This window comes from Pseudomonas sp. LBUM1647 (assembly GCF_059716175.1).
In genome coordinates this window covers 5803325-5816546 of the sequence record NZ_CP166809.1, presented here as the reverse complement: position 1 = coordinate 5816546, position 13222 = coordinate 5803325, and the positions used below count along the sequence as shown (strand labels likewise).

The following is a 13222-nucleotide window of genomic DNA, read 5'->3' as shown; positions in this document are numbered from 1 at the left end:
CAAGTGCAGGCGAACCTGACTGGATAACACTTGTGCAACCGTTGATGACTAGCCGGGCGACTAAACCCGATCACTGATGGGCAGTGACAGGAACCAAGTTACCGACCACCCCCAAGGCGCACAAGCCGGCAGATTCTGGCGTAGCCGTAGGCAAAGACGCAAGGTGTTGTAGCTTGCAGGAAGTAACCTTGAGCCGTTTTCAACAAGTGCTGTCGAGCGGTGTTTAATTTCCGGAAATGTTGGGAAGAAACGATGTTCGACAACCATTCGGCTTCTGGCGACAAGACGCGCATCAACATGCCTAACTATTTTTGTAGGACAACCCTGAAACACTCTTCAGAAAATATCCCCCAGGCCGATGGCTAGGCTGCATGCCGCTTTTTATCCTTGTCCATCGGTGTATCCCCATGTTCAACAAACGCTTGAAGCAGGAGCTGTCGGCTCTTCGCGAAGAACTCTCCAGCCTCCAGCAAGTGAAGGAAAGTCTGGAAAGCGAGATGCTGGTCCTGACCCTCGATACCGACGGGCGGATTCAATCGGTCAACCAGAACTTCATCGGCGAGATGCTCTACAAAAGCAGCGACCTGATAGGGCGACACATCGAAGACATCGTCCCGGGCCATGTGAAGTCGGACGAATTCCACCAGCGCTTCAAGGTCGCGTTGACCCGTGGCGAGCACTTTGCCGGCACGGTGCGTTTGTTGCGTGGCAATGGCCAGGAAGCCTGGCTGCGCTCGATCGTGCAGCCGGTTCGGTCCGCGGGCGGCCAGATCAAGAACTTCTCGATTTATTCCAGCGACCTGACCCGCACCATCGAAGCGTCTCGTGAACATGAGAACCTGATCGGCGCGCTCGTGCGTTCCACGGCAGTGATCGAGTTCGACCTCAATGGCAACGTGCTGGCGGCCAACGACCGGTTCCTTAGCGGCATGGGTTACAGCCTGGCGCAGATCAAGGGCAAACATCACCGCATGTTCTGCGAGCCCGAGGAATACAACAGCGCCGGGTATCAGGACTTCTGGCGCCGCTTGAATGCAGGCGAGTTCTTCGCCGAGCGTTTCAAACGTATCGACAGCCATGGCCGCGTGGTCTGGCTGGAGGCGTCCTATAACCCGGTGGTCGATGCCAACAACAAGCTCTACAAAGTGGTGAAGTTCGCCACGGTGATTACCGATCAAGTCAATCAGGAGCAAGCCGTCACCGAAGCGGCCAACATTGCCTACAGCACCTCACAGCAAACCGACAGCAGCGCGCAGCGCGGTAACGCCGTGGTGACTCAGGCGGTCAACGTGATGCGTGATTTGGCCAAACACATGCAGACCGCCGGCGAAGGCATCGAAGCGCTGAACGAGCAATCGCTGGTGATCGGCACCATTGTTAAAACCATCAGCGGGATTGCCGAACAGACCAACCTGCTGGCGCTCAACGCGGCCATCGAAGCGGCTCGGGCCGGGGAACAGGGGCGTGGTTTCGCGGTGGTGGCGGATGAGGTCCGACAATTGGCTTCGCGCACCAGCCAGGCAACCGATGAGATTGTCGGCGTGGTGCGGCAGAACCAGGACATGGCGCGCAACGCCGTGGCGCTGATGACCGAGGGCAAACTCCAGGCTGAACAGGGGCTGGCGCTGGCGGCAGAGGCGGGGACGGTGATTGTCGAGATTCAGGACGGTGCACAGAAAGTGGTGAACGCAGTCGGGCAGTTTGCCAATCAGTTGGCGACTTGATGCCTGCCATCGCGCCGTAAATCGCTACAATCGGCGTTTTCCCAGGAGCAGCCATCATGAGCGTTTCTCACCGCCGTCCGGTTCCCTTGGCCAAGGCGTATCGTCTGCTCAATCACGGCCCGACCGTGTTGGTCAGCGCGGCCCATGATGGCCAGCGCAACATCATGGCGGCGGCCTGGGCCATGCCGCTGGATTTCGAGCCGCCGAAAATTGCCGTGGTGCTCGACAAGTCCACCTGGACACGGCAATTGCTGGAGGCTTCGGGCACGTTTGTGCTGAATGTTCCCTGCGCCGCCCAGGCCGATATCGTCCAGACCGTGGGTTCGACGTCCGGCCTGGAAATGACCCGGGACCAAGGCCGGGACAAGTTCCAGGTCTATGGCTTGCCGACCTTCAGCGCTGAATTGATCGATGCGCCTATGCTCGAAGGCTGCGTCGCCTGGCTGGAATGCCGACTGTTGCCGGAGCCAGGCAATCACCAGCAGTACGATCTGTTCCTGGCCGAAGTGATTGCCGCTCAGGCAGACGAGCGCGTATTCAGTGAAGGACGCTGGCACTTCGAAGGGCAAGACGCGTTGCGCACCTTGCACCATGTGGCGGGCGGGCATTTCCTGAAAATCGGCGATCCGGTGGACGGCAAGACCTTGCAGCCGTAAGCAGCCGGCCTTTCACACCCAGACGTCATTTTGCGCAGTGCGCTCGCCACCTTCGTTGCCCGTGTTCAGCACACCCTTGGGTTCGATCAGCAGGAGTTTCACCTCCTGCCCGGCGAACGGTTTGTGCTCGACACCTTTTGACACCACATACATTTCGCCGGCGTTTACCAGCACGTGGCCATCGCGAAAGTCGATGCGCAGTTGCCCTTCGAGCACGATGAACGTTTCGTCGGTATCAGGGTGATCGTGCCAGATGAAATCCCCCAGCAGCTTCACCACCTTGAACTGGTAGTCGTTCATTTCGGCGATGACCCGGGGCGTCCAGTACGGGCCGATCCTGGAGATTTTTTCAGCGAAGTTCAGGCTTTCGTAAGCTTTCATGAAGCAGCTCTCGTGGTTGATCGTAAACCCACAATAGCCCGCGCATCGGCGTGCTTCTTGAACGATTGTGCGTGGCTCAGCGGCGGTGCATTTTCATCCAGCGGGCTGGCGACAGGCCGTAGGTTTTGCTGAACTGCCGGGTCATGTGGCTCTGATCGGTGAAGCCGGCGATCAGCGCAGCGCTGACCAGTGACTGGCCCTGGATCAGCAGCGAGCGGACCAGGTCGAGGCGGCGCATGGTCAGGTATCGATAAGGGCTGGTGCCGAACAACAGGCGAAAATCCCGCGACAGACTCCAGCGATCGCGACCGCTGTGTTGCGCCAGTTCCTCGAGCGTCACGGTGCGATCCAGTGCGCTATGAATGAATTCCCGCGCGCGTTCGGCGGCCACGTAGTCGAAGCTCTGGCGGGTGGCAGGCACTCCCGAAACGCTGTTCAAGGCTTGGGCCAGATCGAACAGAGCATCCTGCTCTTCCAGAGGCTCGAGGGGACAATCGAGGCTTCGCAGCAGCACGGCGGTGGCGGCGAACAAACGTGGATCGGCTGACAGGCCGGTCTTGATAAACGGCAACGGCTGGCCACCGAGCATCTGCTGGATCAGCGCCGGCTCGATGTACATCATTCGGTATTGAAAGCCGGTCTCGGTGCCGGCTTCGCCATCGTGAACTTCGTCCGGGTGCAGCACCATGGTCCCGCCCGGCAGACTGTGTCGCCAGCCGCCGCGGTACTGAAAACTCTGCACACCGGCCAGGGTATGGCCGATGGCGTAGGTGTCGTGGCGGTGAAGGTCGTAGCCGTGGCCTGCAAAAAACGCTTCGAAACGCTGAAGCCCGCCGACGTCGGGCGCGCGGTGGAACCAGTCGATGGGGGGCGTGTGCTTGGCCATGGTGGTGTTGCCTTGAACTCGATGCTGAACACGTTAACCCACTGACCAACCGCCTGTCTGCCGCCGTTCGAATCACCCGGCCGGTAGAAAATCCCGGACTAATGTTGCAAGGTGTTGAATATTTTTCAAGCCACGAAGGCGCCCCACATCATGGAAATATCCCACCTGAGCTATGCCGCTCCGTTGTTGTCGTTGGCGCTGTTGTGGACGGTTGCGGTGGTGACGCCGGGGCCGAACTTCTTCAACACCGCGCAACTGGCTGCCAGTTGTTCCCGGCGCCACGGTGTCGTCGCCGCACTGGGCGTGGCCACGGGCACGGTGCTTTGGGGGCTGGCGGGTGGCTTGGGCATCAAGTCGCTGTTCAGCGCTGCGCCGACGCTCTATCTGAGCTTCAAGATAGCTGGCGGTTGTTACCTGATCTATCTGGGATTAAAGCAGTTCAAGCGCAAACCACCGAGTGTGCCGGGCGATAGCGGCTCGCTGAATGGGGTCGGCCGCACGCTGCTATCGGCTTATGGCCGGGGCTTTGTGGGCAACATGACCAATCCCAAGGCCGCGCTGTTCGTTGCAACGATTTTCGCCACGGCCATGCCGGCCTCGCCGCCACCGATGTTGCTGGCGCTGGCCGTGCTGACCATGGCGACCTTGTCATTCAGTTGGTATTGCAGCGTGGCGCTGCTGTTCGCCAGCCGTCGGGTCGCGGGTGCTTATGATCGTTCGCGTAAATGGCTGGATCGCTTCGCCGGCAGTTGCTATCTGCTGTTCGGCGCGCATCTGGTGGCCAATCGTTGAGGAGTTCTGAATGAGCAAACTGCGGGTAGGCATTATTTTTGGCGGCCGTTCGGCTGAACACGAAGTGTCGCTGCAATCGGCGAAAAACATCGTCGATGCGCTGGATCGTTCGCGCTTTGAGCCAGTGTTGATCGGCATCGACAAGCAAGGCCACTGGCATCTGAACGACCCTTCGAACTTCCTGCTCAACCAGGAAAACCCGGCGCTGATCGCCCTTAACCAATCCAACCGTGAACTGGCCGTCGTGCCGGGCAAGGTCAGTCAACAATTGGTGGAAACCACCAGTCAGGAAATGCTGGGTCACGTCGACGTGATCTTCCCGATTGTCCACGGCACCCTGGGTGAAGACGGTTGTCTGCAAGGCTTGCTGCGCATGGCCGATCTGCCGTTTGTCGGCTCTGATGTACTCGGTTCGGCCGTCTGCATGGACAAGGACATCAGCAAGCGCCTGCTGCGTGATGCCGGGTTGGCGGTTACGCCGTTCGTCACCCTGACCCGCGCCACCGCCGCGCGCACCGGATTCGCCGAGGTGCAAGGCAACCTCGGCCTGCCATTGTTCGTCAAGCCGGCAAACCAGGGATCGTCCGTGGGCGTCAGCAAGGTGAATGACGAAGCCGAGTACGCGGCGGCAATAGAACTGGCCCTGGGTTTCGATGAGAAAGTCTTGGTCGAGTCGGCCGTCAGCGGCCGCGAGATCGAATGCGCGGTGCTCGGCAATGAAGACGCCATCGCCAGCGGTTGTGGCGAGATCGTGGTGCGCAGCGGGTTTTACTCATACGACAGCAAATACATCGATGCTCAAGCGGCGGAAGTGGTGGTGCCGGCTAACATCAGCCTCGAGGCCAGTGAACGCATTCGTGCCCTGGCCGTCGAGGCATTTCAGGTGCTGGGCTGTTCCGGGCTGGCGCGGGTCGACGTGTTCCTGACCGACAGCGGCCAAGTGCTGATCAATGAGATCAACTCCTTGCCCGGCTTCACCCGCATCAGCATGTACCCCAAGCTATGGCAGGCCACCGGTATGACGTACAGCGAGTTGGTCAGCCGTTTGATCGAGCTGGCGCTGGAAAAGCACAAGGCGCGGAAGGCACTGAAGATCTCTCGCTAGGACAAATACAAAAATAATTACTCGAGGAGACGCGCCATGAAAGTCAGCGCACGTAACGTATTCAAAGGCACCATCAGTCAATTGCAGCCCGGCGCGGTGAACGCCGAAGTCTCACTGAAACTGTCGGGCGGCAATGAACTGGTGGCCGTGGTGACCATGGAAAGCGTGAAGAACCTCGGCCTGGCGGTCGGCAAGGAAGCGATCGCGCTGGTGAAGGCGCCATGGGTGATGTTGATGACCGAATCCAGCGACATTCGCCTGTCGGCGCGCAACTGCCTGGAAGGCAAGGTCACCAGTGTCATCGATGGCGCCGTGAACTCTGAAGTCGTCATCCAGCTCGACGGCGGCACCGAAGTCTATTCGATCGTGACACGCCAGGCTGTGGCAGAACTGGGCCTGGCGCCGGGCGTGAGCGCGACGGCGGTGATCAAGGCGTCGCATATCATTTTGGGTGTGCCGGCCTGATATAGGAGTCGGCTGACACCTGATCAAGCCTGCTTTATCGGCTTGATCAGGCTTTGCGCGGGTATCCCGAACAAATCGTGAAGTTTCCAGATCATCGGAAGCGTCAACGCACGTTTGCCATTGAGCACTTCATACACTCGGTTTGTGCGGCCAATGGCGGGTGCGAGGTCAGCAGCAGACAGTCCGGACTGCTCCATACGAAACTTGATTGCATCGATCGGATTGGGCAAATCCACCGGGAACCGCTTCGATTCATAGGCTTCGATAAGCGTGATCATAATGTCGAAGTAATCACCCTCAGGGGTGCCAGGCTCTGGTTCGTTGTCGAACAGCGCTGACACGTTCTTGAGGGCTGCACGATAGTCCTCGTCGGTGTGAATGGGGCGAATGTTCATGGGTTACTCCATCTCGACGGTATCAGCGTCGATTGCGTCGTACTGTTTGTGAGTGCCGACTCTATCCAAGAAGCAGTCACTTGCGGGTAGGAAAAGGCTGCGTGAAGTGGCTGATCAGGATTTTTCATATGTAAAAAAGGGCCTACCTCCCGGTAAGCCCTTGCTCATTCCCGCGTACGACTCAATCCCCCAACGCTGCCCCCTCACGCCGCGGATCGGCCCCACCCGCCAGCGACGTTTTCCCCTGCGCATCCTTGACCCGGACAATCGCCTGGGTCCCGCTGGTCATGTCGATCTCGTTCACGCTGTGCCCTTTGTCTTTCAGCGCCTGAATCAGCGCCGGGCTGAACTGCCCCTGTTCCAGTTCGGTCGGGCCGTTGCGGCTGCCGAAGTTGGGCAGGCTGATGGCGGCTTGTGGGTCGAGGTTCCAGTCGAGCAGGCCGATGGTGGATTTGGCGACGTATTCGATGATCAGCGAGCCGCCGGGGGAGCCGATGGTGGCGAGGAATTCGCCGCTCTGGCGGTCGAAGATCAGGGTCGGTGCCATGGACGAGCGTGGGCGTTTGCCGGGTTCGACGCGGTTGGCAACCTTCTGGCCATTCTCTTCGGGGATGAATGAGAAGTCGGTCATCTGGTTGTTCAGCAGGAAACCCTGAACCATCAGGTGCGAGCCAAACGCGGATTCTACGGTGGTGGTCATGGAGACGGCGCCGCCTTCGTCATCCACCGCCACCACTTGCGAGGTGGAGATACGTAGCGGCGAACGGTCGGGTGCGTAGGCGACCTGAATGCCCGGCGGGGTGCCGGGTTTGGCGGTGCCCATGCTGCGATCGCCGATCAGGGCCGCGCGGTCGGCCAGATACGCAGGGTCCACCAAACCTTTGACGGGGACGGGCACGAAATCTGCGTCGGCCACGTACAGCGCGCGGTCGGCGTAGGCCAGGCGCTCGGCCTCTGAGATCAGATGCACGGCTTCAGGCGCCGGTTCGACGCCCGCAGGTTGGCTGGTCTTGACCGGTTTGAGCGGCGCCAGGGCAAAACGCGGGTCACGGGTTTCCAAGGCCTGCAAGGTGCCGAGGATCTGCGCCACGGCGATCCCGCCTGACGACGGTGGCGGCATGCCGCAGACCTGCCAGCGTTTGTAGTCGGTGCACAGCGGCGCGCGCTCCTTGGCGCTGTAGCCGTTGAGGTCGTTCAGCGAGAGGCTGCCGGGGTTGGCGTGGCCCTGAACCTTGGCGACGATTTCTTGTGCGACGGGGCCTTTGTACAACGCATCCGGTCCTTCTTTGGCGATGCGTTTGAACACAGCGGCCAGCGCCGGGTTTTTCAGTTGCGTGCCTGCAGCTTTCGGGCTGCCATCGGCATTCAAGAAGTAGGCGGCCATGTCCGGCGAGCGTCGAATGGACGAGTCCGAAGCGATCAACTGGTGAAGGCGTGGCGAGATGGCGAAGCCTTGCTCCGCGAGTTTGATCGCCGGTTCGAACAGCCGCGCCCACGGCAGATGACCGTGTTTCTGATGGGCCAATTCAAGTGCTCGTAACACGCCCGGTGTCCCGACTGAACGACCGCCAATCTGCGCCTGGGTGAACGGCATCGGTTTGCCGTCGGCTTGCAGGAACAACTTATCGGTGGCGCCGGCCGGAGCGGTTTCGCGACCATCATAAGTGCGCACTGCCTTGCCATCCCACAGCACGATCAATGCACCACCGCCAATGCCTGAGGATTGCGGCTCGACCAGGGTCAGCACGGCCTGCATCGCAATCGCCGCATCAATCGCCGAGCCACCCTGACGCAGCATCTCCCGCCCGGCCTCGGCCGCCAGCGGATTGGCCGCGGCCGCCATGTGTTTGGAGGCGTGTTGGGTCTGCAGGTCGGTGCGATAACCCGAGGCGATTTCCGGCGCAACAGGCAACGTCGAAGAGGTCGGGGCGCTACAGGCTGCGAGGGTTAAAGCAGCAGCGATCAGCGAAAAGGCTGACAGGCGATAGTGGCTCAAGTGGAAGGCTGAGAACACGTTGGGGGCACTCCGTCCGTGGGAAAGATCAGGGGACTTTATCGGCCGAAAGGGAGTGACGCAAACCAGGGCCTACAGCAAAGATGCTTTTGTCCTTCATGACTCTACGGATTTTCTGTAGGGTCGAGGGCAACAGACTGGCCAGAAGATCAACAAGAGGCAGATATGCAGACCGAGTTCCCCACCCAGCCAAGTTACCGCACCCAGCGTGATCAATTCCTGGCCGCCGCAACCGCGGCCGGTGCGACGCTGACCGAGTACCCGCATCCACTCAAAGGGCCGTTCGGTGAGCCGTTGAGCACCGATGTGGCCGTGCTGGGTGATCCGCGCGCGAAGCGTTTGCTGATTGCGCTGAGTGGCACTCATGGCGTCGAAGGCTTCTATGGTTCGGGATGTCAGATCAAGTGGTTGCAGGAGTTGGGCAAGCGTTCTTTGCCGGCTGATGTCGCGGTGGTGATGATCCACCTGATCAATCCGTGGGGCACTGCGTGGCTGCGTCGGGTCAACGAAGACAACATCGACCTGAATCGCAATCACCTGAACTTCGACCAGGCATTGCCAGATAATCAGGCCTACGCAGCGCTGCATGAAATCTATGCCTGCACGCAGTTGCAGGGCCCGGAGCGTGATCGCGCCGATGCCTTGCTCGACGAACAGATCAGCGAACACGGCTGGCCAGCGGTCATGTCGATTGTCGAGGGCGGCCAGCACCGTCATCCCGATGGTTTGTTTTACGGCGGGCTGGCACCGAGCTGGTCGAACCGCACGTTGCATCAAATCATTCAAAAGCATGTCTCGCATGCCGAAGTGGCGATGTGTTTCGATTTGCACACCGGCGCCGGGGAATACGGTCATCCGATGTTGCTGACCATTACCGAAGCGGCGTATCCAGCGCTTGCAGATGCGCAGGCCATTTATGGTCCCTGGCTCTATACTTTGCACACGGGCGCCGACACGCTGAGCGATACCGGCGTTGCGGCTACCGCCACCGGCTACACCTCGCAAGCGTTGATCAATGCGTTGCCGCACGTGCGGTTGATGCCGTTTGTGATCGAGTGCGGGACGTATCCCGGCGCGGAGGTTCATCGTCATCTGCGCGATGATCACTGGCTGCATCTGCATGGCAATCCGAGTGATGCCGTGGGGCGCGGGATCAAACTGAATCTGGTTGAGCAGTTCTATCCCGCCGACAGCGACTGGCAGGCAATGGTCTGGCTGCGTACCTGGCAGATTTGGGAACGGGCGTTGTCAGCATTGCCGGCCATTCGTTCCTGACGTGATTGACGGGGACGTGGCCTCTCGTTGCCTGAACTCATGCGGTTCAAATCTTCCTGCAACCGCAGCATGCTTTCTTCGCCGACGCGGATGAAGCCGCTGCGGGGCTGATCCAGGTCGAGGATGATGGTGAAGACCATGGCAATCAGGATCGCGAAGATGGGCGTCGAACCGTGCCGTCGACGGTGGCTCAGGCCATAGCTGTAAGCGATGAAACCCAATGCGCCGATGGCCACGACGAACAGCAGATTGATGACGGTGGCCGGGACATGATTGTCCTGGGCAGCGCGACGCTTTTCATTGACGTTGTAGACGTCGGTCAACGACTGGATCACCAGGTTCATGGCGGTTGTCGCTTCGCCCTGGGCCTCGGCGGCGGCAGCCAGATTCCATAGCTGGTCCTCGATCGTCCGGGACGATTCGCTGGCCGCCTTCAGCAGTTTCTCGTCCGTGCCGGCGCGCATGAATTCAATCCGCGCCGAGACATAATCCTTGAGCAGCGCCGACATCTTCCCGCGCAGATCAGACGGTAGCAACTTCGCCCGCAGATAGGTCGAACCGATCACCGTGACTTCATCTTGAATCAGTGTCTTGCGCGCTTCGAAACGTGAGGTGGCCATGGCGAAGTTGAAACCCAGCAACAACGCGAGTAGACCGAGGAGGGCGGTTTGCAAAACGGTGAGGTGGGATCGGGTCGAATCACTGCTGTGGGTTCGGTGATGACGGCCGAGGCGAAAAGCGAGTTCCAGCACCACGCAGAAGATGGCGACCACGATGAAAAACAGAATGATCTCGTCCAGGCCCCAGTGCATAGGGTGGTCTCTCTGCGTTCAAGCTTTGGCATTAACTGTAGGAGAGAACCGCAAAGAGCGGGCATTACCCGCCGTGTGGGCCGGGAGCACTTTTCTCGAGGCATAAAAAAACGGCCTACCTTTCGGTAAGCCGTTTTTAGTACTTGGTGGCTACACAGGGACTTGAACCCCGGACCCCAGCATTATGAATGCTATGCTCTAACCAACTGAGCTATGTAGCCAAGTGGCGCGCATTATTGGCTCGTAACAGAGATGTGTCAAGCGTAAATCTAAAATATTTCTCTACGCTTTCAACCGCTTATCCGCCTGACCCGAAAAAACGGACCAGGGGAGGGCATCAACTGAGCTGAAATCTCCCGGTATTGGCACTCAAGGCCTTGCTGCCCTGGCTCAACGTGTCCGCTGCCAGGTTCACCGCCCGCGCACCTTCGAGCAAGCGTACCGCCGCCTGATCGACTTGCTGGATATTGCCGCTGACCTCGTCGGCGGTGGTCGCTTGCTCGTCGACCGCTGTGGCGATCTGCGCCAGGGTGTCGGTGACGCTCTGCACGGCACTGGCAATTTCCCCCAGGCGTTCGCCGAGGCCAGTGACGGCCTGGGCGTCGGACTGAGCCTGGCCGCAAGCGGCTTCCATCAGGCTCACCGCTTCGTTCACGGTACTGCGCAGGCTGTCGACGGTGCCGGCAATCTGCGCGGTGGAGGACTGGGTGCGTTGCGACAGGCTGCGCACTTCATCGGCCACCACCGCAAAGCCACGACCTTGCTCACCCGCACGAGCGGCCTCGATGGCGGCGTTAAGTGCCAACAAGTTCGTCTGCTCGGCAACCCCGCGGATGGTGTCCACCACCAATTGAATCTGCTGCCCTTGCTCACTGACCCGGCCCAGTGCCGCAGCGGTGTCGTTCAAGCGCTGATTGAGTTGCTGAATGCTTGCCGTCGTGCGCTGGCTGTCACGGCTGCTGTCGGCGGCGATGCGCTGGGTGTGCTGAGCGCTGCCGGAGGCCTGCTCGCAACTCTGGGCGACCCCTTGAGAGGTGGCGGCCAATTGCGTGGCCGCCGCCGCGATCTGGCTGATCTGCAACTGCTGAGCTTCGACTTCCCCAAGGGCGCCGCTGGAGTGATGGTTGAGGGTGCGCACCGCGTTGCTCAGCTGCAAGGTTTCATGATCGACCCCCAGCAGGCTGTTGCGCAGTTGCACCACCGCGACGTTGAGGGCGGTGCTGATGGCGGCCAGTTCGTCGCGGCCTTGCACCGGTACTTGCAGGCTCAGATTGCCGTCGCGCAAGGCTTCGGCCAGCAGGGTAATGCCGCTGGCGCTGCGACGGATCGAGGCCTGCAAGCAGATGAACAGGTACAGCGCGGCCAGCAGCAGGCAGCCAAAAATGGTCGCTACCAGGATGAACTGGCGGATGGCAGAACCGTGGTAATAGTCCAGACGTTGATCCAGCGACACCAACGACTGCTGACGCAGCGAAGCGAGGTCAGAGAGCAGGGGGTCGAGGCTGCGTTCGAACTCTTCCGGCTTGAGCTTGATGCTGCCGCCGAACACGCCGTCATCGAGGACTTTCAACTCGGCGTCCAGGTGCTTGAGGCTGTCATGGTATTGCCCGGCCCAGGCTTGCAACGCGCTGGGCAATCGCGCTTCCAGCAGGCTTGCGGTTTTGACCAACTGCTCCCGGGCATCGCCGATGCGGCTGCGCAAGTCGCGCAGTTGCAGACGGCTTTGCAGGGTGAACTGTCCCGATACCACTGACGCCTGGCCGACGCTGGCGAGACGGCCGACTCGTTCAATCAGGTCTGGTGCGTGCTGCGTGGAGATCTGCGTTAGCAAATAGGTTTCCAGCCACGGCGCCAACGTCAGGCGATTATCCATGGCAATCTGCTCGCGCAAGGCTTGCAGAGTACTCAAAGCATTGGTGAAACGATCGTAACCGTCCGGCCACCAACCGACGCTGCTCAGGCTTTTCGAATCCAGGCCATTGAGGGCGGTTTGCAGGGCTTGATAACGGGCCAGGGTTTCGCCCTCGGCGCCTTCGGTTTGCAGTGCGTTGCCGAGGTCCGAGGTGGCTTGGGCGACGGCTGGCTGAACCGTATCGAAAGCAGCCATCGCCGCGATCGTCGCGGGTGTCGGCTGACGATTGGTTTCCGTGGCGCGCCAGCGAGCCGCGCGGTCACGCTGAGCCGCGAGCAGATTATCCAGAGCATCCAGGGCGAGCAGTTGCCGAACCCCGGCACGTTCGCCGGAGATCAGGTTCAGTTTGTCGCGATAATCCTGACCGATCATCCACAGGCTGCCCGTCAGCGGCAGGATAAACAGTAGAAATAACAGCTGAAATTTGCGTGCGAAGCCAAAATGCCCCAGCAACCTGATCCCCGGTGATAAAAAAGCCTGCATGCCCCAAAACTCCTCTGGACACCACGCACCATCGGCGTGCGTCGCAACCGTTGCGGTCGCGACCTGTGCCCTTTTAAAAGGCCTCGAAAGTTCACCCTCGTCAGCTCTGTAGGCTGACTCTGTGGTGAAACTTCCCATTCTCGGTCCCCTTTGTAAGGGGCCGCGTTGAAGCGGATTACCAAGGCAAGATTCAGACCATGGCGTTGCGCTATCACCTTTTCAGCGATAAAAGTCGAGGTCGTTAGCAGGCTAAGGGGATGGCGCTGATGCACTGAAAAATGGCACATTGACGCACCTGCCTGTGTGCACCCATCTGTTGTAC

General features: G+C 60.1%; 12 protein-coding genes, 1 tRNA gene and 1 pseudogene. 7 read left to right on the top strand and 7 right to left on the bottom strand.

Features of this window, described 5'->3' with window-relative positions:
• Positions 1-371 precede the first annotated feature (371 nt).
• From ACA059_RS26850 to ACA059_RS26840, 3 genes and pseudogenes are all read left to right on the top strand, one after another.
• Positions 372-1136, top strand: a pseudogene (locus ACA059_RS26850) (PAS domain-containing protein); the annotation flags it as partial.
• Positions 1116-1724: a methyl-accepting chemotaxis protein gene (locus tag ACA059_RS26845; protein WP_497634737.1), complete on the top strand. Its 609-nt coding sequence runs from the start codon at positions 1116-1118 to the stop codon at positions 1722-1724. The pseudogene ACA059_RS26850 and the gene ACA059_RS26845, both read left to right, overlap by 21 nt.
• A gap of 56 nt (positions 1725-1780) precedes the next feature.
• A complete protein-coding gene (locus ACA059_RS26840; RefSeq protein ID WP_497631588.1) occupies positions 1781-2380 on the top strand; it encodes a flavin reductase family protein in 600 nt (199 codons plus the stop codon).
• Positions 2381-2392: 12 nt separating this feature from the next.
• On the opposite strand, the gene ACA059_RS26835 is transcribed toward ACA059_RS26840, so the two are convergent.
• Positions 2393-2761, bottom strand: a complete 369-nt coding sequence (locus ACA059_RS26835; RefSeq protein ID WP_497631587.1) for a cupin domain-containing protein — start codon at positions 2759-2761, stop codon at positions 2393-2395.
• Positions 2762-2837: 76 nt separating this feature from the next.
• Complete coding sequence (locus tag ACA059_RS26830; protein ID WP_497631586.1) at positions 2838-3647, bottom strand: AraC family transcriptional regulator; 810 nt, start codon at positions 3645-3647, stop codon at positions 2838-2840.
• Positions 3648-3797: 150 nt separating this feature from the next.
• Here ACA059_RS26830 and ACA059_RS26825 point away from each other — a divergent pair, with 150 nt between their 5' ends.
• From ACA059_RS26825 to ACA059_RS26815, 3 genes are read left to right on the top strand one after another with little or no spacing between them, the layout of a single operon-like run.
• Positions 3798-4439, top strand: coding sequence for a LysE family translocator (locus ACA059_RS26825; protein ID WP_497631585.1), 642 nt, complete (start codon positions 3798-3800; stop codon positions 4437-4439).
• A gap of 10 nt (positions 4440-4449) precedes the next feature.
• Complete coding sequence (gene ddlA / locus ACA059_RS26820) at positions 4450-5544, top strand: D-alanine--D-alanine ligase (RefSeq protein WP_497631584.1); 1095 nt, start codon at positions 4450-4452, stop codon at positions 5542-5544.
• A 36-nt stretch (positions 5545-5580) separates the two neighbouring features.
• Positions 5581-6009 carry a TOBE domain-containing protein gene (locus tag ACA059_RS26815; RefSeq protein WP_134102615.1) on the top strand — a complete coding sequence of 143 codons (429 nt, stop codon included), beginning with the start codon at positions 5581-5583 and terminating at the stop codon, positions 6007-6009.
• Between the two features lie 23 nt (positions 6010-6032).
• Here the strand turns inward: ACA059_RS26815 and ACA059_RS26810 are convergent, their stop codons facing one another.
• Both ACA059_RS26810 and ggt read right to left on the bottom strand, forming a co-directional pair.
• On the bottom strand, positions 6033-6404 hold the full coding sequence (locus ACA059_RS26810) for a helix-turn-helix domain-containing protein (RefSeq protein ID WP_497631583.1): 372 nt from the start codon (positions 6402-6404) through the stop codon (positions 6033-6035).
• Between the two features lie 181 nt (positions 6405-6585).
• Positions 6586-8418, bottom strand: coding sequence for a gamma-glutamyltransferase (gene ggt, locus ACA059_RS26805; RefSeq protein ID WP_497631582.1), 1833 nt, complete (start codon positions 8416-8418; stop codon positions 6586-6588).
• A 165-nt stretch (positions 8419-8583) separates the two neighbouring features.
• Between ggt and ACA059_RS26800 the strand changes: the two genes are divergently transcribed.
• On the top strand, positions 8584-9693 hold the full coding sequence (locus ACA059_RS26800) for a DUF2817 domain-containing protein (protein WP_497631581.1): 1110 nt from the start codon (positions 8584-8586) through the stop codon (positions 9691-9693).
• Here ACA059_RS26800 and ACA059_RS26795 read toward each other — a convergent pair.
• From ACA059_RS26795 to ACA059_RS26785, 3 genes are all read right to left on the bottom strand, one after another.
• A complete protein-coding gene (locus tag ACA059_RS26795) occupies positions 9597-10505 on the bottom strand; it encodes a bestrophin-like domain (RefSeq protein WP_497631580.1) in 909 nt (302 codons plus the stop codon). The two genes, ACA059_RS26800 and ACA059_RS26795, sit on opposite strands and share 97 nt — an antisense overlap.
• A 144-nt stretch (positions 10506-10649) precedes the next feature.
• Positions 10650-10726: transfer RNA gene (locus ACA059_RS26790), tRNA-Met, on the bottom strand.
• Positions 10727-10842: 116 nt separating this feature from the next.
• Complete coding sequence (locus ACA059_RS26785) at positions 10843-12900, bottom strand: methyl-accepting chemotaxis protein (RefSeq protein WP_497631579.1); 2058 nt, start codon at positions 12898-12900, stop codon at positions 10843-10845.
• Between the last annotated feature and the right edge of the window lie 322 nt (positions 12901-13222).

Excerpts from the sequence above, each read along its gene's own strand:
- ACA059_RS26830 (WP_497631586.1), bottom strand. The coding sequence starts at position 3,647 with ATGGCCAAGCACACGCCCCCCATCGACTGGTTCCACCGCGCGCCCGAC.
- ACA059_RS26840 (WP_497631588.1), top strand. The coding sequence starts at position 1,781 with ATGAGCGTTTCTCACCGCCGTCCGGTTCCCTTGGCCAAGGCGTATCGT.
- ACA059_RS26800 (WP_497631581.1), top strand. The coding sequence starts at position 8,584 with ATGCAGACCGAGTTCCCCACCCAGCCAAGTTACCGCACCCAGCGTGAT.
- ACA059_RS26825 (WP_497631585.1), top strand. The coding sequence starts at position 3,798 with ATGGAAATATCCCACCTGAGCTATGCCGCTCCGTTGTTGTCGTTGGCG.
- ACA059_RS26835 (WP_497631587.1), bottom strand. The coding sequence starts at position 2,761 with ATGAAAGCTTACGAAAGCCTGAACTTCGCTGAAAAAATCTCCAGGATC.
- ddlA (WP_497631584.1), top strand. The coding sequence starts at position 4,450 with ATGAGCAAACTGCGGGTAGGCATTATTTTTGGCGGCCGTTCGGCTGAA.
- ACA059_RS26810 (WP_497631583.1), bottom strand. The coding sequence starts at position 6,404 with ATGAACATTCGCCCCATTCACACCGACGAGGACTATCGTGCAGCCCTC.
- ACA059_RS26815 (WP_134102615.1), top strand. The coding sequence starts at position 5,581 with ATGAAAGTCAGCGCACGTAACGTATTCAAAGGCACCATCAGTCAATTG.
- ACA059_RS26795 (WP_497631580.1), bottom strand. The coding sequence starts at position 10,505 with ATGCACTGGGGCCTGGACGAGATCATTCTGTTTTTCATCGTGGTCGCC.
- ACA059_RS26785 (WP_497631579.1), bottom strand. The coding sequence starts at position 12,900 with ATGCAGGCTTTTTTATCACCGGGGATCAGGTTGCTGGGGCATTTTGGC.